General features: G+C 65.4%; 16 protein-coding genes. 11 read left to right on the forward strand and 5 right to left on the reverse strand.

All coding sequences use genetic code 11. The features are described 5' to 3' along the window. From ACNR9O_RS17810 to ACNR9O_RS17825, 4 genes are read right to left on the reverse strand one after another with little or no spacing between them, the layout of a single operon-like run. A complete protein-coding gene (locus ACNR9O_RS17810; protein WP_473686366.1) occupies nt 1-849 on the reverse strand; it encodes a MurR/RpiR family transcriptional regulator in 849 nt (282 codons plus the stop codon). Nucleotide 850: 1 nt separating this feature from the next. Next, nucleotides 851-1,948, reverse strand: a complete 1,098-nt coding sequence (locus ACNR9O_RS17815; protein ID WP_473686364.1) for a dipeptide epimerase — start codon at nt 1,946-1,948, stop codon at nt 851-853. A 47-nt stretch (nt 1,949-1,995) separates the two neighbouring features. Then, nucleotides 1,996-3,390 (reverse strand): C40 family peptidase, encoded by a 1,395-nt coding sequence (locus tag ACNR9O_RS17820; protein ID WP_473686362.1) that lies wholly within the window; start codon nt 3,388-3,390, stop codon nt 1,996-1,998. 28 nt (nt 3,391-3,418) lie between these two features. After that, nucleotides 3,419-4,567 carry a DUF819 family protein gene (locus ACNR9O_RS17825; RefSeq protein ID WP_473686360.1) on the reverse strand — a complete coding sequence of 383 codons (1,149 nt, stop codon included), beginning with the start codon at nt 4,565-4,567 and terminating at the stop codon, nt 3,419-3,421. Between the two features lie 163 nt (nt 4,568-4,730). On the opposite strand from ACNR9O_RS17825, the gene ACNR9O_RS17830 reads away from it, so the two are divergent. The 11 genes from ACNR9O_RS17830 to ACNR9O_RS17880 all read left to right on the forward strand — a co-directional run bounded on the left by ACNR9O_RS17830 (nt 4,731) and on the right by ACNR9O_RS17880 (nt 18,688). Continuing rightward, nucleotides 4,731-6,242, forward strand: coding sequence for a transglutaminase-like domain-containing protein (locus tag ACNR9O_RS17830; protein ID WP_473686358.1), 1,512 nt, complete (start codon nt 4,731-4,733; stop codon nt 6,240-6,242). A gap of 57 nt (nt 6,243-6,299) precedes the next feature. Next, on the forward strand, nt 6,300-9,296 hold the full coding sequence (locus tag ACNR9O_RS17835; RefSeq protein ID WP_473686356.1) for a TonB-dependent receptor: 2,997 nt from the start codon (nt 6,300-6,302) through the stop codon (nt 9,294-9,296). Nucleotides 9,297-9,363: 67 nt separating this feature from the next. Beyond that, nucleotides 9,364-10,647 (forward strand): diaminopimelate decarboxylase, encoded by a 1,284-nt coding sequence (lysA, locus tag ACNR9O_RS17840; RefSeq protein WP_473686354.1) that lies wholly within the window; start codon nt 9,364-9,366, stop codon nt 10,645-10,647. Next, nucleotides 10,644-11,852, forward strand: a complete 1,209-nt coding sequence (locus ACNR9O_RS17845) for a dipeptidase (RefSeq protein ID WP_473686352.1) — start codon at nt 10,644-10,646, stop codon at nt 11,850-11,852. The genes lysA and ACNR9O_RS17845 overlap by 4 nt, the downstream gene beginning before the upstream one ends. Continuing rightward, nucleotides 11,836-13,377: a serine hydrolase domain-containing protein gene (locus tag ACNR9O_RS17850; protein WP_473686350.1), complete on the forward strand. Its 1,542-nt coding sequence runs from the start codon at nt 11,836-11,838 to the stop codon at nt 13,375-13,377. Before ACNR9O_RS17845 ends, ACNR9O_RS17850 begins: the two co-directional genes overlap by 17 nt. 13 nt (nt 13,378-13,390) lie before the next feature. Further along, complete coding sequence (locus tag ACNR9O_RS17855; protein ID WP_473686348.1) at nt 13,391-14,086, forward strand: M15 family metallopeptidase; 696 nt, start codon at nt 13,391-13,393, stop codon at nt 14,084-14,086. A 13-nt stretch (nt 14,087-14,099) separates the two neighbouring features. After that, entirely contained in the window at nt 14,100-15,143 is a 1,044-nt protein-coding gene (locus tag ACNR9O_RS17860) for a serine hydrolase domain-containing protein (RefSeq protein ID WP_473686346.1), read from the forward strand. Between the two features lie 186 nt (nt 15,144-15,329). Continuing rightward, nucleotides 15,330-15,959, forward strand: a complete 630-nt coding sequence (locus ACNR9O_RS17865) for a hypothetical protein (protein WP_473686344.1) — start codon at nt 15,330-15,332, stop codon at nt 15,957-15,959. A gap of 138 nt (nt 15,960-16,097) precedes the next feature. Further along, nucleotides 16,098-16,643, forward strand: coding sequence for a hypothetical protein (locus ACNR9O_RS17870; protein ID WP_473686342.1), 546 nt, complete (start codon nt 16,098-16,100; stop codon nt 16,641-16,643). A gap of 22 nt (nt 16,644-16,665) precedes the next feature. Continuing rightward, a complete protein-coding gene (locus ACNR9O_RS17875; RefSeq protein ID WP_473686340.1) occupies nt 16,666-18,102 on the forward strand; it encodes a T6SS phospholipase effector Tle1-like catalytic domain-containing protein in 1,437 nt (478 codons plus the stop codon). Between the two features lie 16 nt (nt 18,103-18,118). Then, nucleotides 18,119-18,688, forward strand: coding sequence for a hypothetical protein (locus ACNR9O_RS17880; protein ID WP_473686338.1), 570 nt, complete (start codon nt 18,119-18,121; stop codon nt 18,686-18,688). A 45-nt stretch (nt 18,689-18,733) separates the two neighbouring features. Here the strand turns inward: ACNR9O_RS17880 and ACNR9O_RS17885 are convergent, their stop codons facing one another. Next, complete coding sequence (locus tag ACNR9O_RS17885) at nt 18,734-19,429, reverse strand: hypothetical protein (protein ID WP_473686336.1); 696 nt, start codon at nt 19,427-19,429, stop codon at nt 18,734-18,736. Nucleotides 19,430-19,449 lie beyond the last annotated feature (20 nt).

A 19,449-nucleotide genomic window follows, 5' to 3' on the forward strand; every position in this document is an offset into this window, starting at 1 on the left:
TCAAGGCTCCAGCAGCAGCTGAAGCCGCTCCAGGCTGGTGAGCAGCTGCGCGTGGCGCTTCTCGTCGCTCTCGCACAACCGGATGAACAGCCCGTCCAGCAGATGCTGTAGAGCGGACTGGTAAACGATCGACTGGATATACGGCCGCTCGTCGTGCGCCGACACCAGCAACGCGATATCCGCCAGCGCGCGCAGCGGATTGGAGGTATGCCGCGTCACCGTGAGCAGGCGTCCGCGCTGCTCGCGGAACAACCGTCCCATCTTGCACAGCGCCGGATGATTGCCGTGCTCGGAAAAGACCATCAGCACATCGCCAGGGCTGCCGGCCGAGATGCTGGCCATCATCCGCGCCACATCGAAGCTCTGCACCGTGGCGATGCCCAGCATGGAGAGCTTCAGCGCGAAGCCGCGCGAATAGACATCATCCTCGCCCACGCCGATCACGAACACCTTGCCGGCGCCGGCGAGCGCATCGACCGCCAGCTGCAGCGTCTCCGGCGGGTTGATCAGGCGCGTGGCCTCCTCCGCCTCGGACTTGCGCCGCCACAGGCTGGTGGCCTGCGGCTCCGCGTCGCCACCGGGCACTATGCTCGCGGCGACAGCGGCCTCGCCATTGTCGGCGCGCGCGATCGCCTCGCCGACCGAGTACTTCAGATCCGGGTAGCCCTTGAAGCCGAGCTTCTGGGTGAATTTCACCACGCTGGATTGACTGATCCCCAGCGCGTTCGCCAGCTGCTGCGACGAGTAGTCGCGGAGCAGCTGTGCGTTCTCCAGGATGAAGTCGGCGATACGCCGCTCCACCGCCGACATCTGGTCCCGTTCGGAGCGGATCTTCACCAGGGGCGACATGTCAGCCACCGAGCGGTTGCAGCCCGCGGATCTCGCGGATACCCAGGCCGGGCGCGTCGCTCACCGAGATCTCCGATTCGTTGAAATTCACCCCGCCATCCACGGGGTCGTACTGGCACAGCGACGGCCCGTCCAGGTCGATCTTGGTGATCACGTCGGCCTTGGCCACCGCCACGTGGACTGCCGCAGCGACGCTGATGCTGCTTTCCAGCATGCAGCCGATCATGCACTCGATGCCGTGGAGACCCGCGATGTCCGCGATGCGGATCGCATTGGAAATGCCGCCGGTCTTCATCAGCTTGATGTTGATGATGTCGGCCGCGCGCAGGCGGATCAGCTCGATCACCTCCATCGGGCCGAACACGCTCTCGTCGGCCATCACCGGCGTATGCACCCGCTCGGTGACGTAGCGCATGCCCTCCAGGTCGCGCGCCTTCACCGGCTGCTCGACCAGTTCGAGCTTCACGCCGGCGTCTTCCAGCGTCTGCAGCGCGTACACGGCCTGCTTGGCCGTCCAGCCCTGGTTGGCGTCAAGGCGCAGCAGCGCGCGGTCTTCCACCGCGGCGTAGATCGCCTTGACGCGCTCGATGTCCACACCGATGTCCTTGCCCACCTTGATCTTCAGCGATTCGAAGCCGCGTTCCACGGCGCTGATCGAATCGGCCACCATCTTGTCGATGTAGTCCACGCTGATGGTGATGTCGGTGGTGATGACCGGATCGCCGCCGCCCAGCAGCTTGTACAGCGGCGCGCCATAGAGCTGGCCCCAGAGGTCGTAGACGGCGATCTCCACCGCGGCTTTGGCGCTGGTGTTCTTCTCCATCGAACCCTGGATCAGCTGGGTGATCCGGTTGAGGTTGGCGATGTCCTGGCCGATCAGCCGCGGCGCAATGTAATGGCGGATGGCGTCGACGATGGAGCCGTGCGTATCGCCGGTGATCACCGCGGTGGCCGGCGCCTCGCCGTAACCCACGTGCCCGGTGTCGGTGTGCACCATCACCACGATGTCCTCGACGCGCTCGACCGTGCGCAAGGCCGTCTTGAAAGGCGTCTTGAGCGGCACCCGCAGCATGCCGAACTGGATGTCGGTGATTTTCATGGAGGTCCGTCTGTCCGTTGTCTTGTCGTGTCTTGCCGTGGAAAGCGTCAGCGGATGCGCACGATGCTGGTCATCCGATCGATGTAGCGCTGTGTATCGTTGAACATCAGCGGCCGCAGCGGCGTCACCGAAACTTCGTTGAGCTTGACCCGGCGCATCGATCCGCCATCGCGATAGCTCAGCCCCTGGGTGTCGTGAATCACATACGGCTCGCCGTCGATGCGGCCGAGCATCATCATCACGTGTCCGGGGATATAGATCAGGTCGCCGACCTGCAGCTGCTCGACGGCGCGTTCGCGCGCTTCACGGCTGTCCTTGTCGGTGAATACGGTGTGCTCCAGCCCCGGGCTCACCGCCTGCGCGCTGGTGTTGCGCGGCATCTGCACCCCCATGCTGCGGTACACATCGGACACGAAGCCGCTGCAATCACGCGCGTCATAGGCGTGGCCCCAGCCGTAGCGTTCGCCGAGGAACTTGAACGCCTGGCGGATCAGGTTCGCGCGGGTCAGCGGCAGGTAGTCCGCGGCGGTATCGGTGTTCTTCTGCAGCAGCGCGGGGCTGAAAGCGACCGAGCCGTCCGCCCGCCGGATCGGCAACTCCAGGACGTAAGAGCTGTAGGCATGCTGTCCGTTCACCGGCTGATCCGGCGCCAGTCCCTCGGCCAGCGGCAGGCGCACGCCCATGTCCAGCGACAATTGCGACACGGCCGGCTGCTCGCGCGTATAGACGGTGCGTTCCACCGCGCCGGTGATGACACGATACGGTGCCTTGCCGGCATAACCGAGCACCTGCTCGCGGCTGCCTTCAGCGATGGCCTCGCGCTCCACCCAGGCCGCATAGCGCGGACTCACCACGAACAGCCAGCGGCCGTCCGCGCTGGCATGCGCGATGACGACCGGCGTGCCGGGGAATTCGGCCGTTTCCTGGAAGCGATCGATGTCGGTATCGCCTCGATGGCTGAACACGCGCAGGTTGGTCGGGAACGAGCGCAACGCCGCGCGCCGCACCACCAGGCCATAGCGCGTCTTCTGCGTCGGTGACACTTGGTCCAGCGCCAATGCCGGCATCAATGCATCGAGGGTGGCCGCAGGTACCGGCTGGCCGGCCTCGTCGTAAAGCTCGCGCGACGGCCGCTTGGAAATGTCCTGGATCCACGTCAGCACCTGTGCACGGTCCAGCGTAGCCGGCAGCGCACTCAAGTCGTGCATGCTCGGATCCACCTGAAGCAGCGTCGCGTTGTGCGCGGCAATGGCGTGCGCATTGAGGATTACGGCATCCGGCGACGGCGCCTGGCGGATCCAGAACGCGGGATCGAGCTGCTCCGGCCCCACGCCGATCACGCCTGAGGGCGGCACCGCCAGCGCCGACGTGTCGCGCGCATGCAGCGCGGCACCCCATGGCAACAGCACGAGCAGACAGGCGATGGCGAGCGGGTGGCGCATGGTCGGCTTCCTCATCGAAAACGGCTCCTCACGAGGCCAGCATGGACAGCACCGACGCCACCAGCAGCCCGAAGCCGGTGCCGAGGATATAGCCCAGCAGCGCGAGCAGGATGCCCACCGGCACCAGCGGCTTGGCATAGGTGGCCGCCAGTACCGGCGTGGCCGCCACACCGCCGATATGCGCCAGCGACGAGATCCCGCACAGATACAGGTCAAAGCGGAACAGCTTGGCGAACATGGCCAGCAGCACCGCCTGGATCGCAATGATGCAGACGCCGCAAAGCAGGTACAGCGGCGCGCGGCCCATGCCTTCGAAATTGCTTTGCGATGCGAGCACCGCCACCACCGCGATCAGCAGCGTGCTGGAAATCTTGCTCGCGCCAGGCAACCGCGCCATGGGCGTGTGTGCGGCCACCAGACCGAAACCGGTGGCCAGCAGAATGGTCCAGGTAGTCGGACTGACCATGCCCGACGCCGGCAGGCGATCGCCCAGCCACGCGGAACCCGCAGCCACCAGCAGGGCGATGCCCAGCCACAGCAGCACGCTGTCCGGCGTCGGCGCGCTGCCCGCGCGCGTGTCGGCCACCAGCAGTTCCGCACTGGACGTTGCCTTGGTCCAGCGGTTGAAAGCCGGCGCCAGCCGCGCAACCGAGAACAGCACCACGACCCACATCGAATAGCACAGGGCATCGGTGAGCAGGCTCATCGCCAGGTGCGTGTCGGACATGCCTATGGCCTGCTTCACCGCGATCATGTTCGCCGTGCCGCCCATCCAGCTGCCGCTCAATGCCGCCAGCGGATGCCACGCATCGCCCGGCAGCCAGTGGCGGAACAGCAGGTAGGTGACGACGAAGGCGGTGAACAGGCTCACCGAGGTGCAGGCGAACACCGCCAGCACGCGCGGACCGAGCGCGAAGATCGCGCGCAGGTCGCAGTTGATCATCAAAAGGAACACGAGCGCCGGCACCATCCGCTCGACCAGCGTGCCTTGCGCCGCCTGGATCGCCTCGGTGTTGCGCCACAGCCCGGATACGGCAAGGGCCGTCACCAGCAGATACGTCAGCACGATCGGCGGCAGGACATTGAAGATCCGCCAGCCGAACTGCCGCTCCAGCGCGGGGAATAGCCCGGCCGCCAACAGCATCAGCGCCAGGTAAGGCCAGACCGTCTGGATCATCGCACCCCCTCGTGAGTGGCCGCCGGGCGGCGAGCCCGGGGCGGACCAACAGGATTGGAATAGCTAATTCCTGTCAATTTCGCTTGAAGCATAAATTATTGACCAGGGATTGCAAGCATGCTACACAGCGCTTTCAACAACTTCTTGCGGGGGAGTTTTCGTAGTGAAAACGGCTGGCTCCCAACTCGCTGTCTCGACCGTGCGGCGCTTTCGCCGGACTGCCCTCGCGCTGGCGCTGGCCGGTGCGAGCCTCGCTCTCGCTGCAGCGGCTGACGCGCCTGCCACCCTGCCCCAGACCATCTCCCTCATCGACGGCGGCCACTTCAAAGAAGCCGGCACCTCGATCGACAGCGCACTCGCCCAGTCTGGCTTGTCAGCGCAGGCGCGCGAGGATTGGTTGTTCCAGCGCGAGCGCATGCGCCGCATCCTGCTCGACTTCACGCTGGCCGCGGATGCGGTGAAGACCCGCGTGCGCAAGCAGATTCCCGACCTGACCGACGCCGAGTTCGCGCGCTGGGACAACGCCGGCCTGTTCGAACACCAGACCATCGATGGCCGCACGCTGTACTTCAAGCGCTCGCCGGCCAACCTGTTCCGGCTGAGCGCGGAAGCGCGCGAACGGCGCCAGGACAAGACGCCGCTCACCGACGGCCCGATGGAGTCGCTCAACGATTACCACCGCCAGGTGCGCGCCGCCGCGCTGGCCGAGCACAAGACCAGCGTGCTGCCGCATCGCGTGCGCATGACCCAGACGCTCACCGTCAACGCCGACGCGGTCCCCGCCGGCGAAACGGTGCGTGCATGGATTCCCTATCCGCAGGAGCTGCCCGGCCAGCAGGACGATGTGCGCTACGTCGCCAGCGTGCCGGCGAAGCACGACATCGCGCCAGTCGCCGCGCCGATGCGCACGGTGTACCTGGAGCAGCCGGCGAAGGCCGGCGAGAAGACGGTGTTCTCGGTGACCTACGAGCTGACCCTGTCCGCGCAATACCGGGAAATCGACCCGGCCAAGGTCGTCACCACCCGCATCACGCCCGAACTGGCGCCCTATGTGGCCGAGCGTGCGCCGCATGTGGTGTTCACCGACGATCTGCGCAGGTTCTCCCGCGACGTGGTCGGCGACGAAAAGAACCCCTATCGCATCGTGCAGAAGCTGTTCGCCGCGGTGGATCGCATTCCGTGGGCCGGCGCACGCGAGTACTCCACCATCAGCAACATCAGCGACTACACGCTGCATGCCGGCCACGGCGATTGCGGCCAGCAGACGCTGCTGCTGATCACCTTGCTCAGGCTCAACGGCATCCCGGCGCGCTGGCAGTCCGGCATGGTGTTCGCCCAGAACGGCTACGACAACATCCACGACTGGGGCCAGGTCTATCTCGCTCCCTACGGCTGGGTCCCGATGGATGTCACCACCGGCCAGCTGCATCCGGCCACGGCGGCGGATGCGCCGCTGCAATGGTTCTACCTGGGCGGACTGGACGCCTGGCGCATCGCGTTCAACCGCGACTTCGGCCAGCCCCTGACGCCGCCCAAGACGCATTTCCGTTCCGACAACGTCGACTCGCAACGCGGCGAGGTCGAGTGGAAAGGCGGGAATCTCTATTTCAATCAGTGGGACTACCACTTCCAGTGGCAGCTGCTGCCGGATGCGCGGGGGCGCGCTGGCGGCTAGTCGTTTCATTTCGCACACGCATCGACATCACGTTGGGGAGACGGGGAGATGGGGGACATGAGCAGTCGATATCTACGCAAGACCGCGCTTTGCCTTGGCCTTGGCATGGCCCTCGCGCTACCCGCCTGGCAGGCGCACGCCGCCAACAATGACGGCACCATCGTGGGCCGCACGCAGGCCGGCGCCGTGGTCACCGTGCGTGACCCGGCCACGGGGCTGTCGCGCACCACCACGGCGGACGACAAGGGCAACTACCGCATCCCGTTCCTGCCGGTGGGCAAGTACGTTCTGGAAAGCCGCAAGGACGGCAATCTCACCACTGAGCCGACCGAAGTGACCGTCACCCTGGGTAACGCCACCACGGTGAATCTCGGCGTGAAGGAACTGGAGGGCGTCAGCGTCAGCGCCACCAGCGTCATCACGGCGGTGGACGTCACCTCGACCGAGTCGGCGATCAACATCAGCCGCGAGGAACTGCGCCGCCTGCCGGTGGACCAGAACATCGCCTCGGTCGCCCTGCTCGCGCCGGGCGTCAACAAGGGCAATGCCAGCTTCGGCGGCATCAGCTTCGGCGGCTCCTCGATCGCCGAGAACGCGATCTACGTCAATGGCCTCAACGTCACTGACTTCTATAACCGCAATGGCTATTCCGAAGCGCCGTTCGCGTTCTACCAGGAGTTCCAGGTCAAGACCGGCGGCTACTCGGTGGAGTTCGGCCGCACCACCGGCGGCGTGATCAATGCCGTGGCGCGTTCGGGCACCAACCAGTTTAAGTGGGGCACCGAGCTGACCATGGAGCCTGGCGCCTGGCACGCCAAGCCCAAGAACCGCTACGACGCGGACGGCAACCGCTACCTCGCCTCCAGCGAGGACCGCGACTCGCTGATGAAGACCAACGTGTACGCGTCCGGCCCGATCGTGAAGGACAAGCTGTTCTTCTTCGCCATGTACGAGGCGCGCGGCAGCTCGCCGCGCAACACCAGCGACGACGGCACCACCTTCACCAGCAACGGCGCGCACAACGGCTTCTGGGGCACCACCATCGACTGGCATATCAACGACAGCAACCTGCTCTCGCTGATGGCCTTCTCCGACAAGACCAAGAACACCGGCGACGTCTACGACTACACCTTCGATACCCGCACGCTCGGCGCCAAGACCAATCAGATCTTCAACGATACCGGCGGCAAGAACTGGGCGCTCACCTACACCAATTACCTCACCGACGACCTGTCGATGAAATTGCTTTACGGCAGCAACAAGCGCAACGCGTTCACGCGCTCGCTCAGCGACATCGATTGCAACCGCGTGGTGGCCGAGACCAAGGTGACCAACGCCGTGCCGGTGCCCGGCGGCGTGCCGCTGGGCTGCACCACCAACTCCACCGTGGAGAAGCGCGACGACACCCGCAAGGAGGCCCGCGCCGACTTCGAATGGAAGCTCGGCGATCACCTGGTGCGCTTCGGCTACGACCACGAGAAAGACACGTCGATCTACCAGCGCCACTACACCGGTCCCGGCGCGCTCTACTACAACGTCTACTTCGCCACGCCAGGCTCGACCATCAACAACACCGGCGGCGTACTTCCTCCGGGCTATACCGCCTATGTCCGCGCTCGCCGCTATGAGATCGCCGGTACGTTCGAGACCACCAATTCGGCCTACTACCTCGAAGACAACTGGCAGATCACGCCGACCTTCCTGCTGAGCGCCGGCGTCCGCAACGACGGCTTCGACAACAAGGCCGCCGACGGCACCAGCTACATCAAGATGAAGAACATGTGGGCGCCGCGCTTCGGCTTCTCCTGGGACATCAAGGGCGACGGCACCACCAAGCTGTTCGGCAACCTCGGCCGCTACTTCCTGCCGGTGGCCAACGTCATCAACATCAAGCAGGCCGGCGGCCTGCTCGACCAGCGCACCTTCTACGCCTTCGACGGATGGCAGATCGTCGACCGCAACGGCACGCAGTACGCGATTCCGAAACTGGGCCCGCAGCTCGGCGGCGTCGACACGTCCCAGGGCGACGGCAAGGTCGGCGACCTGCGCTCGCAGGTGAATCGCGACATGGACCAGGTGTTCCAGGACGAGGCCATCCTCGGCTTCCAGCAGATGCTGGACAAGAGCTGGTCCTGGGGCGTGAGCGCGACGTATCGGCGCCTGCACAACGCCATCGACGACATGGAGATCAGCGCCACCGGCAAGTGCGGCGGCGACGGCTATATCGGCTGGGTAATGGGCAATCCCGGCAAGAAGAACACCGTATGGGGCGATACCAACTGCGACGGCGTGGCCGACGGCTGGGTCACCGTGGATACGTCCAAAGAAGGCTGGGCCATGTACGACGCCGACGGCAAGTACCTGGGCCAGCGCGGCTGGGTGAAGCCCAAGCGCACCTATACGTCGGTAGAGTTCCAGCTCGACCGCGCATGGGACAACAAGTGGGCGTTCAACGCCTCCTATACGCTGTCGTGGAACCGCGGCAACGCGGAAGGCCCGGTCAACTCAGACACCAACTTCGACGACACCGGCCGCACCGAGAACTTCGACAACCCGTGGGTGAACTACGGCGGCGACGGCTATCTGCCGAACGATCATCGTCACCAGCTGAAGCTGCGCGGCACCTACGCGCTGACGCCGAACTGGCAGTTCGGCGGCGATCTCACGGTGCTGTCCGGCGGACCGATCACCGGTTTCGGCGTCGGCGACCCCTTCGACGCAACCAACTACCACAGCTATTACATCTGCGTGGCCAACTGCTCTTCCGATCGCTCGGAGGACCGCGTCTACGAGCGCTCGCCGCGCGGCAAGTACGGCACCATGCCGTGGACCTACAACCTCGGCGCCAGCGTGACCTACCTGCGCTCGCTGGGTGACACGGGCCAGCTGCGCGTGAAGTTCGCGGTGTACAACCTGCTCAACCAGCAGCGCACCGTGGCCGTCGACCAGGATCTGCAGACGTCGATCGGCGAGGGCACCAATTCCACCTTCCGCCAGCCGCTGCGCTTCCAGGCGCCGCGCTTCGCGCAGCTGACCGTATCGCTGGATTTCTGACAGCCGTACTCCCCAAGGCGGCCCGCGTTATTTCGGGCCGCCTTTTTTTATCTGGCGCCTCTTCCCCATGCCGCACATAGCTACGCCGCCCACCACCGGCGCACCGCATCCCGACGCGACGTTCGATGGCGTCGATCTACGCCGCCTCGCCGAGCGCATTCCCACGCCATTCCACGCCTATGCCGCCAGCGCGATCCGCGCGCGCATCGCGGGCCTGCAGCAGGCCATGCAAGGACTGGATGCCCTGCTCTGCTACGCGGTGAAGGCGAACAGCAATCTCGCCATCCTCCAGCTGATGGCCGAAGCAGGCGTCGGAGCCGACATCGTCTCGTCCGGGGAGCTGTGGCGCGCCCTGCATGCCGGCATTCCGGCCCGGCGCATCGTGTTCTCGGGCGTGGGCAAGACCGCGCCGGAAATCGCCGAGGCGCTCGCGGCGGGCATCCAGCGCTTCAATCTCGAATCCGCGGACGAGCTCGACCTGTTGCAGGCGCTCGCCGCGAAGCGGGGCGTCACCGCTCAGGCCGCGGTACGCATCAATCCCGACGTGGATGCGCAGACCCACGCCAAGATCTCCACCGGCAAGGCGGAGAACAAGTTCGGCGTGAGCATCGCACAGGCGCGCCGCTGGTTCGCCGACGCCACGCGCTGGCCAAACGTGCGTCTCGACGGGCTGCATGTGCATATCGGCTCGCAGATTCTCAGCGTCGAACCGATCCGGCAGGCGCTGCACCGCGTGGCTGCGTTCTGGCGTGAGCTGGAGGATGCCGGCCATGCCATCGCCAGCATCGATGTCGGCGGCGGCCTGGGCGTGCGCTATCGCGAGGGCGACGTGCCCGTGGCTCCGGCGGACTACGCGGCGGCGATCCGCGAGGCGCTTGCCGGATTTCGCGGGCGCATCCTGCTCGAACCCGGGCGTTACCTGGTCGCCGAGGCCGGCGTGCTGGTGACCCGTGTCATTCGCGTCAAGCGTGGCGAACGACGCGACTTCCTGGTGCTGGATGCGGCAATGAACGACCTGCTCCGCCCGAGCCTCTACGATGCCTGGCACGACATCGTGCCGCTGGTCGACGAGTCCCGTCCACGCCGCCGCTATGACGTGGTCGGACCGGTCTGCGAAACCGGCGACACCTTCGCGGTGGAACGCGAACTGCCGGCGCTGCAAGCCGGCGACCTGGTGATGATCCGCGCTACCGGCGCCTACGGCGCCTCGATGGCCTCCACCTACAACTCGCGCCCCCTGGCCGCCGAGGTGCTGCTCGATCGCGGCCGGCATGCCATAGTGCGGCGCAGGCAGAGTTTCGAAGATATGGTCGCCGGCGAGCAGCCGGCCACGCACTGGGAAACCGCATGAAGGCATGGCGTCCGCTCGGCGCGCTCGCGCCGTTACTGATCCTGGCAACCGGCGTGGCGGCGGCGCAGGATCCCCCCGTCACCATCGACACCCATGTCGATATTCCGCTGAACTACATGCGCGAGCCGCGCTTCGACGCCGGCAAGGACACGCCGCTGCAGGTGGACCTGGGCAAGATGGAACGCGGCGGACTCCACGGCGCCTTCTTCGTGATCTACGTGGAACAAGGGCCGCTCGACGCGAAAGGCTACGCCAAGGCGGTGGCACAGGCGAAGCGCAAGTACGAGGACATCCACCTGCTGGTGCAGCGCTATCCTTCGCGCATCCGCCTCGCCACCACGCCCGAGCAGGTGCTGGCCAACCGCAAGGCCGGCGTACTGTCGGCCATGATCGGCATCGAGAACGGCTATTCGCTCGGCCACGACCTGAAGAACCTGGACTGGGCGTTCGCCCAGGGCGCGCGCTACATCGGCCTGACCCATGTAGGCCACAACGACCTGTGCACCAGCTCCATGCCCACCGCGGAACTGGGCGATCCGCCGCTCAGCGACGCCGGACTGAGCGCGTTCGGACGCAGCGTGGTGGAGCGGGCGAACCGGCTGGGGATCATGGTCGATGTCTCGCATAGCTCCGATGCCTGCGTGCGCGACGTGTTGCAGACATCCAAGGCACCGATCATCGCCTCGCACTCCGGCGCGCACGCGCTGGTGAACCATCCTCGCAACCTGCCCGACGACCTGCTGCGCGCGATCGCCGCCAAGGGTGGCGTAGTGCAGGCGGTCGCCTACAAGGGCTTCCTAAAACTCGACCCCGGCCGCGAACTGGCCGAGAAGGCCTTGCAGGCAAAGGTCGCCAGGCAGGCCGGGGACAAACAGTACGACAGCGAAAAGCACGACTTCCTGTCGGCCTACGTGGATGGCATGAAGCGCATCGACGTGGCCTTCCCCCTGCCCACCTTGGACGACTATGTGGCGCAGATCCGCCATATGGTCGATGTGGCCGGCATCGATCACGTCGGCATCGCCTCGGACTTCGACGGCGGCGGCGGCATCGAGGGCTGGCGCGACGCCAGCCAGACCCGCAACGTCACTGCCGCGCTGCGCCACGCCGGCTTCAGCGATGCGGACATCGCCAAGCTATGGGGCGGCAACCTGCTGCGCGTGTGGCAGGCGGTGGAGCAGGCGGCCGATGCGAAGGCTCGCTAAGGCTTTCGCCTGTGCCTGCGCCCTGGCCGCCGGCGCGGCAGGTGCGCAGACGCCCCAGCAACGCTTCGATCCGTTGATCGACGCGGTGGTGGCGCGTTACCGCCTGCCCGGCATCGCGGTGGGCGTGATCGAGAACGGCAACATCGTCTATCGCCGCACGACAGGCGAGCTGGCGCTGGGCTCGGGTCAGCCGGTGACGCCGGACGCGCTGTTCAAGATCGCCTCCAACAGCAAGGCCATGACCGCCACCCTGCTCGCCCGCCTGGTGCAGCAAGGCAAGCTGCGCTGGGACGACCCGGTGAAGCGCTGGCTCCCCGCTTTCCGCATGTATGACCCCTGGGTCACCGAACAGATGCAGGTCGGCGACCTGCTCACCCATCGCAGCGGGCTGGGCGAAGGCGCGGGCGACCTGATGCTGTGGCCGGAACCGAACCGCTTCACCCGCGGGGACATCGTTGCCGCGCTGGCCTACCTCAAGCCGCGCTACAGCTTTCGCGCCAGCTACGCCTACGACAACCTGCTTTACGTCGTGGCCGGCGAGGTCGCCGCCGCGGCCGGCGGCGCGCCTTATGAAACCTTGCTGCGGCGCGAAGTGTTCCAGCCGCTTGGCCTGTCGCGCTGCCAGGTAGGCGAGTGGCGACGCGACGCCTTGGCTCCAGTCGCCCTGCCGCATGAGCGGCGAGGCGACGGCTACGCGGTGCTGCCGCCGGCCGACCCTGTCGTGCATCCCACCACCATGGAAGCGGCCGGCGGCGTGCAGTGCAGTATCGACGACATGCTCGTCTGGGCTCGCCAATGGCTGACGCCGACGCCCGCGCAACTGGCCTGGCTGCCGCAGGCGCAGCGCGACCGCCTGTGGACGCCATACACCCCGATGCCGATTTCCGCGCAGCGCCGCGCCTGGGACGGCACCCGCCTGTACGCCTACGGCTATGGCTGGCGCATCGCCGACGTGGATGGCGCGCTCACCGTCTCGCACACGGGCACGCTGTCGGGCATGTATTCGGCGCTCTATCTGCTGCCGGACCGCCGCAGCGGCTTCGTGGTGCTGATCAATGGCGATGCCGAAGATGCGCGCAGCGTGCTGATCGAAGTACTGCTCAAGCAGTTCACCGCACCGGAGCGCGCGCGCAGCGTAGCCAGCTATGCGGACGAACTTGCCGCCAAGGAAGCGCAGCGGCATGCCTCGCGCGTACCGGATACCTCCACACGCCGATCCGCCACGCGCAAGGAACTGGCCGGAATGCTCGGCATATGGCGCGATCCATGGTTCGGCGACATCCACCTGTGCCCGCGCGGCGACGGCGTGACCTTCGAGGCCGCCAAGTCACCCCGCCTGCGCGGACCGGTGATGCGCGTGGGCGCGGCATATCTCGTGCAGTGGGAACATGGCGACGCCGAAGCGTGGCTGCATGCGCCCACCAGCAAGCTCGGCAATCTGCATATGAGCAAGGTCGATCCCGATGCCGATTTCAGCTACGACTTCGAAGATCTCGCTTTCAAGCGCGTGCGCGATTGCGACTGACTGGCCGCGCCGAGTGGTTCTGCTGACCGCCGCGCTGCTGTGCGGCTGCGCGTCGCTCACGACAAAACCGCCGGTCGCCTCCGGCACGCTGGAACAGGCGGGACTGGTAGATGTCCGCACGCTGGCGCCCGATATCGCCGAGGACATCAAATACGCCGGCAACGACAACTTCGTCGGCGCGCCCGTCGACGGTTACGATGCGCCCAAGTGCTATCTGCTTCGCCCCGCCGCCGACGCCCTGGTGAAAGTGGAACGTGAACTGCGGGAACGTCATCAGCGCCTGCTCCTGTGGGACTGCTACCGACCCGCGCGCGCCGTGCGGCACTTCGTGCGCTGGGGTGGCGACCTCGCCGATCAACACACCAAGGCCGCGCATTACCCGAACCTGGACAAGCGCGTGCTGCTCGGCGATTACATCGCTCCACGTTCCGGCCACAGCCGCGGCGCAACTACCGACCTCACCCTCATGCAATGCGATAACCGCGGCGAACACTGCGCGCCGCTCGACATGGGCACGCCCTTCGATTACTTCGATCCATCGGCCAATACGGACTCCGCGGCGGTGACGTCCATGCAACGCGCCAACCGCGAGCTGTTGCGCGAGGCGATGAAGCGCGGCGGCTTCCGCAACTATCCGTTTGAGTGGTGGCATTACACCCTCGAGCCGGAACCCGCGCCCGATACCTACTACGACCTGCCGATCCGCTGAGCGAGGCTCCGCCATGCGTTCTATCGCCGTCCTGTTCGCCACCTTGCTCGCCGCCCTGACGCCCGGAGCGCGCGCTGACGATGCCGACACGTTAATGAGCCGCTACGCCGGCAAGGTACCCGGCGCGTCGCTGCTGGTGCTCAAGGACGGCAAGCCGGTGCTGCGCAAGGCTTACGGTTACGCCGACCTCGAAGGGGGCATCGCCGCCACGCCCGCCACCGATTACCGCCTCGCCTCCGTCAGCAAGCAGTTCACCGCTGCCGCGATCCTGCTGCTGGCCGAGGACGGCAAGCTGAAGCTCAGCGACCCGGTGCGCCGCTGGCTGCCTTCGCTGCCAGCCACTGACCAGGCAATCACCATCCACCATCTGCTGTCGCACAGCTCGGGTTTGATCGACTACGAAGACCTGATCCCGCCCGGCACCACCCGGCAGCTCGACGACCAGGACGTGCTGCGCATGCTCTCCACCGAGACACGCAGCTATTTCGCGCCGGGCACCGCCTATCGCTACAGCAACAGCGGTTACGTGCTGCTGGGGCTGATCGTGGAACGCGCCTCCGGCCAGCGCCTGCCCGACTTCCTGCGCAAACGCATCTTCCAGCCGCTGCACATGGAGCACACCCTGTTGCGTGAGCCCTCGGGCCCGCAGCCGCCGAACCGCGCCTATGGCTACAGCGAGCAGAACGGCGCCTGGGTGCGCACCGACCAGGACCTGACCAGCGCCACGCGCGGCGATGGCGGCATCTATGCGTCGATCGACGATCTGGCTCGCTGGGATGCCGCGTTGTACGACGGCCGCCTGCTCAAGGACGCCTCGCGCAGACTGGCCTTCGCGGCGCAGAACAAGGTGACGGGAGAAGACGATGTGGATGCGTACGGCTACGGCTGGCGCATCCACGGCGACGTGCTGTGGCATTCGGGTGAGAGCATCGGGTTCCGCAACGTGATCGTGCGCTGGCCGAAGCAACGCGTCACGGTCATCCTGCTGAGCAACCGTAACGACCCTGAGCCGTACAAGACGGCGCTCGATATCGCCAGGCCATACCTCCAGCCCTGACATCCGGCCGGCGACTAGCCGGACGGGCATTTCCGATCATTCCCTCCGCTGCCTTCCCCGTCGCCCGCTTGCGACGGGGATCACGCCGCGTGCACCCTACCTCCCGAGACGCTGGCCCCGCCGAACGCGGCGGCTAAGTAAGATGGCCGGCAAGGACAGTGAGTCGAACGTCGCACAGGATGGGACATGCAACACGGGAATCAACGCTTTGGCAGGGGCTGTGTCCTGCGTCGGCTCGGCGCGACGCTGTGCTTCGTGGCGCTCTTTGCCTGCACGAAGATTCAGGCTGAGCCGGATGGCCCCGCGGGCGAGATCGAGCCCCCCAAGGAAACCCTGAACACGCCGCTGCGTTTCAAGCGGCATGCGTTCCAGGCGCTCTGCTACGACACGCTCGATTGCAGCGTGGCCTACAACGGGCGGAATCAGGTCCGCCAGTTGCCCGGCGATGCCCCCAACCCGAAGCCCGCCGGCGACTACCGCAAGACCTGGGGATCGGTGGAACTCGATATCCGCAACTTCCCCGCACCCGCAGAGATTCACTGGCGGTCCCTGGATGGCCAATCCCACAACGCGCGGATCGACATGCGCCAGATCTTCAAGGATGAGCTTGTCTGGCACCGCCTTCGCAAGGACCAGATGACCGACTTCTACAAGGGCCCCGTCGCGGGCACGCCGGACATCTATCTGGAAGTCGACGACCACACCATCAATGTCTATATGGCGATGTTCATTCCGACCAGGGAGGAGCAGGTTCCGGGTAACAAAGACAGCGACTTCCGGAAGGATGTGTTTTTGGTTTGGCGTCGGAGTTACTAGTTGCTAGGAAACCAAACGGACGTCCGGCAAAGATTGATCAAGCAGGCCAAGGACTTTGTAATGCCCACACTACCGGCACCACGCCGCATAGCGATTTCCCTGTGCATGATGTTTTCGCTTTCTACAGGATGTTTTTCCATGACAGCCAGCAGCGTTGAGAAGATCGATCCGCCTGCACCAACCAAAGAGGTTCCGCTTCGCTTCAAGCGGCACAATTTTCAGGCGTTCTGCTACAACGCCATTGGCTGTCATGTCATCTACGACGACCACAATTTCTCACCAATCGCTGCCGAGAGCGAGCCGGACAGCTATGTCTCCCCGCCCCCCAAAGGCCCCGATTACAGACAGGATTGGCTCGGCAGAGCTTACGTCGACATCCCCAACTTTCCAGGTCCGGTACGCCTGACATGGAGGTCCATGGATGACCGAAAGCACGAAGCAAGCATCGACTTGTCGGCAATCTTCAAGGACGAGCTGGTTTGGCATAACGTCCCCAAGGATGAGATGACGCACTTTTTCAACGGCCCTGTTGCCGGATCTCCAGATATTTTTCTGGAGGTCAACGATAGAACGGTCAATGTGTACATGACCATGTTCATTCCGACCAAAAAAGAACAAGTACCCGGCAACAAGTACAGCGCCTTCCGCAACGACATCATCCTGGCCTGGACTCACACCTACTGATTAGTCGATCAAGGACGATGCGATGAATGAGGAAAAACATAAGAACGGACATGATGGCGTTCTGGAAGACGGTGTCTCGTACTACCCAGCTTCGGATGCGCAGATGCGCTCCTATCAGCAAGCTCAGAGCGCGTTATCTGCATTCAACGCCCCTATCCTGATTCGTTCAGACGATCCGCATGCGAGATTGTTTGTGGCATCGTTCGACGGCACGGGAAATGATGCCATCAACGATCCCGAGCATCGGACCAATGTTTTCAGGATCAATGATGCGATCAATCGCAATGGCGATGCCCGAATTCACTCTGAGTACTTAGCCGGGCCCGGCACTCAAAGAGACTTTGCGTCTCGCATATGGGATGGCGCCACGGGTTACACCTACGACAGGCGCACCGAGGAAATGTATCGCCGATTCATCGAGCAGGCAGCGCGCTGGAAGGCGGCCGACCCCCAGGCTGATATCCGGATCGTCGAGACGGGTTTCAGTCGAGGCGCTGAGCAAGCCGCAGGATTTGCGCGCCTGGTGCATGAACGCGGCATCCAGGATCCTATCGGCGCCGTTTATACCCGCAGCGGCGATGGCCTGATTGCCAGCGTCACCTATACCCATCCGCCGATCGTCCCTCCGGGCCAAGTTCCCCAAGTCGAAGCCCTCTTCGACGCCGTCAACACCGGCCGCCCAGAAGACCGCGATCGTCGCCCGCCGCCCTCGGTCATTTCAGGCTTCCAGATCATCGCCGAAGACGAGCGACGCAATAAATTCAAGTCCGATCACATCATGGATCCTGGCCTTTCTCCTGACGGCCGCTTCCTCGCCGTCACCGTGGCCGGCGCACATTCGGACATCGGTGGCAGCTATCACCGCGATGGCCTGGGGATACGCAGCGGCAATCTGATGATCGACTACCTCAATGCGCTGAGCGACAAGCCGTTCTTGCAGAAAGGCATCGAACCGGACGACCCGCGGCTGAACGTGGTGCACCGCTCCGAGGAAGGCATGCTGCTCTACCGCATCGATCGCAAGGTCGACCGGAACACGCCTGGCGGTTACAACGAGTTGCTGGTGCCGCGCAGCGACAGGGACAAAGTGGCCGATCCGTACAACGCCGAGCCGCGCGACGAAACGCTGAACAACCGCTTCGCGCACCAGTCCGTGTACAGCGGCGCCCAGACGCAAGGGCTGCGGGACGTGCCGGCACATCCGATCACCGTGCACAGCTCCAACAGCGACATGTTCGAGACGCTGTGCGCCGCGGCAGCGAACAAAGACGATGCAGCCTCGAAGCAGGTCGCTCAGGCCTATGCCCAGTCGCCGCAGGGCCAGGCCCTGCTCGCACAGGGGCAGGAAGCCAATCGGCAGGCGGCGGCACAGGAACAGCAAGCGGCGCTGGCAGCGGCCATGCGTGCGCAGCAGCCAGCACAGGCCCAGCAACCTCAAGGCCCCGTGATGCGGCATTGACCCAAGGGAGAAAAGCATGACCCAGGACGACATCAAGGCCATGGCCGTAAAGCTCTCGATGCTCATCGACAGCTTCGAAACACGCGGCGACAAAGTGGTGCAGCAGAATACGCTGGCCGCGGAAGCGATCGGCCGCGCGGCACAAGGCGCTGCGCAAGTTGCAAGCCAGGTTTCCGCCCGGGCCATCGAGGACTTCCGGCAGGCCGCGGGCTCCGCGCTGAACCAAGGCCTGCGCAAACCGCTCGACCAGATGGATCAGCAACTGCAGGCATCCATGACGGGCGTACGCCAGGCCACGGACGAACTGGAGCGACGCATCCAGACGGCCGGACGAGTCCATACGGCGACGGCCTGGAAAATGTTCATCGCCAGCGCATTCGCTTCGCTGACCGTGATCGCGGTGGCGGCCTACGTGGCGCTGCACGCCCGTACGGAACTTGCCAACGCACAATGGGCGGGGCAGATCAATGCCGCCATCGCCAGCGGCAACCTGGCGCCATGCGCGAACGGCGGGCTGTGCGCACGCGTGGACGGCATGCGCTGGGTGCGGCTCGACCAGACGCCGCAGGCCGCGTCGAAGCAGTGAAGCGGCGCGGGCCACAAGCGAAGCACGCCCGACCCGCCGTCGACGCTACGGCGTCGGCTCCAGCACCGCCGACGGCATCGCCAGCACATTGGACGTGTAACTCTCCACCACAAGGCTGAAGGGACGATTGTCCTGCGCCACCAGCACGGCGCGATGCTGCAGCACGTGCGCGGGGATCTCCAGCGGCTGGCGCGAACCCGGCGGTACGGGCGCACCGGCGTCCCAGCCCGGCGGCAGAGGCGACCACAGCAATTCGGCCGAAAGCGTTTCGCGCCGGAAATGCAGCGACTGCACCACCTTGCCGAACGGCGTATCGCTGTCTTCCAGCGTGTGGTTCATCTCGGCGCTGAGGCGCGCCGGCACATACCAGTTGTCTGCCTCCGACAGCACCAGACCGCCGCACACCAGCTGCACCTGCCGGTAATGCACGGCCTCGTCGGGACCGATGCCGAGTTGTTCGCGCGCGCCGTCGGGCAGCGGCTTGGCCGCGCCCTTGACCACGCGCGCCACCACCTTGGCGTTCTGCGCCAGGTGATGCGTACCGCACCAGCGCTCCAGCGTGAGCGTGGCGCTGGGGTGGCTCAGCAGATCAGCATTGAGCGATTGCAGCATCGCCATGGCCTTCATGCGACTGTACGCATCGTCGGTCCAGCGGGTTTCCGCCGGTTCGCGCGCGGACGCGCTCAGCGAGTAAAGCAGCGGCAACGCGAGCATGCCGTAGCGCGTGATGGAAGGACTCACCCTGTCATCCCTGTCGATCG

The organism is Dyella sp. CR10 (assembly GCF_055814425.1).

Coding starts and splice junctions, on each gene's coding strand:
- ACNR9O_RS17875 (WP_473686340.1), top strand. CDS start 16,666: ATGAATGAGGAAAAACATAAGAACGGACATGATGGCGTTCTGGAAGAC.
- ACNR9O_RS17865 (WP_473686344.1), top strand. CDS start 15,330: ATGCAACACGGGAATCAACGCTTTGGCAGGGGCTGTGTCCTGCGTCGG.
- lysA (WP_473686354.1), top strand. CDS start 9,364: ATGCCGCACATAGCTACGCCGCCCACCACCGGCGCACCGCATCCCGAC.
- ACNR9O_RS17850 (WP_473686350.1), top strand. CDS start 11,836: ATGCGAAGGCTCGCTAAGGCTTTCGCCTGTGCCTGCGCCCTGGCCGCC.
- ACNR9O_RS17835 (WP_473686356.1), top strand. CDS start 6,300: ATGAGCAGTCGATATCTACGCAAGACCGCGCTTTGCCTTGGCCTTGGC.
- ACNR9O_RS17810 (WP_473686366.1), bottom strand. CDS start 849: ATGTCGCCCCTGGTGAAGATCCGCTCCGAACGGGACCAGATGTCGGCG.
- ACNR9O_RS17815 (WP_473686364.1), bottom strand. CDS start 1,948: ATGAAAATCACCGACATCCAGTTCGGCATGCTGCGGGTGCCGCTCAAG.
- ACNR9O_RS17880 (WP_473686338.1), top strand. CDS start 18,119: ATGACCCAGGACGACATCAAGGCCATGGCCGTAAAGCTCTCGATGCTC.
- ACNR9O_RS17825 (WP_473686360.1), bottom strand. CDS start 4,567: ATGATCCAGACGGTCTGGCCTTACCTGGCGCTGATGCTGTTGGCGGCC.
- ACNR9O_RS17860 (WP_473686346.1), top strand. CDS start 14,100: ATGCGTTCTATCGCCGTCCTGTTCGCCACCTTGCTCGCCGCCCTGACG.
- ACNR9O_RS17845 (WP_473686352.1), top strand. CDS start 10,644: ATGAAGGCATGGCGTCCGCTCGGCGCGCTCGCGCCGTTACTGATCCTG.
- ACNR9O_RS17870 (WP_473686342.1), top strand. CDS start 16,098: ATGACAGCCAGCAGCGTTGAGAAGATCGATCCGCCTGCACCAACCAAA.
- ACNR9O_RS17820 (WP_473686362.1), bottom strand. CDS start 3,390: ATGCGCCACCCGCTCGCCATCGCCTGTCTGCTCGTGCTGTTGCCATGG.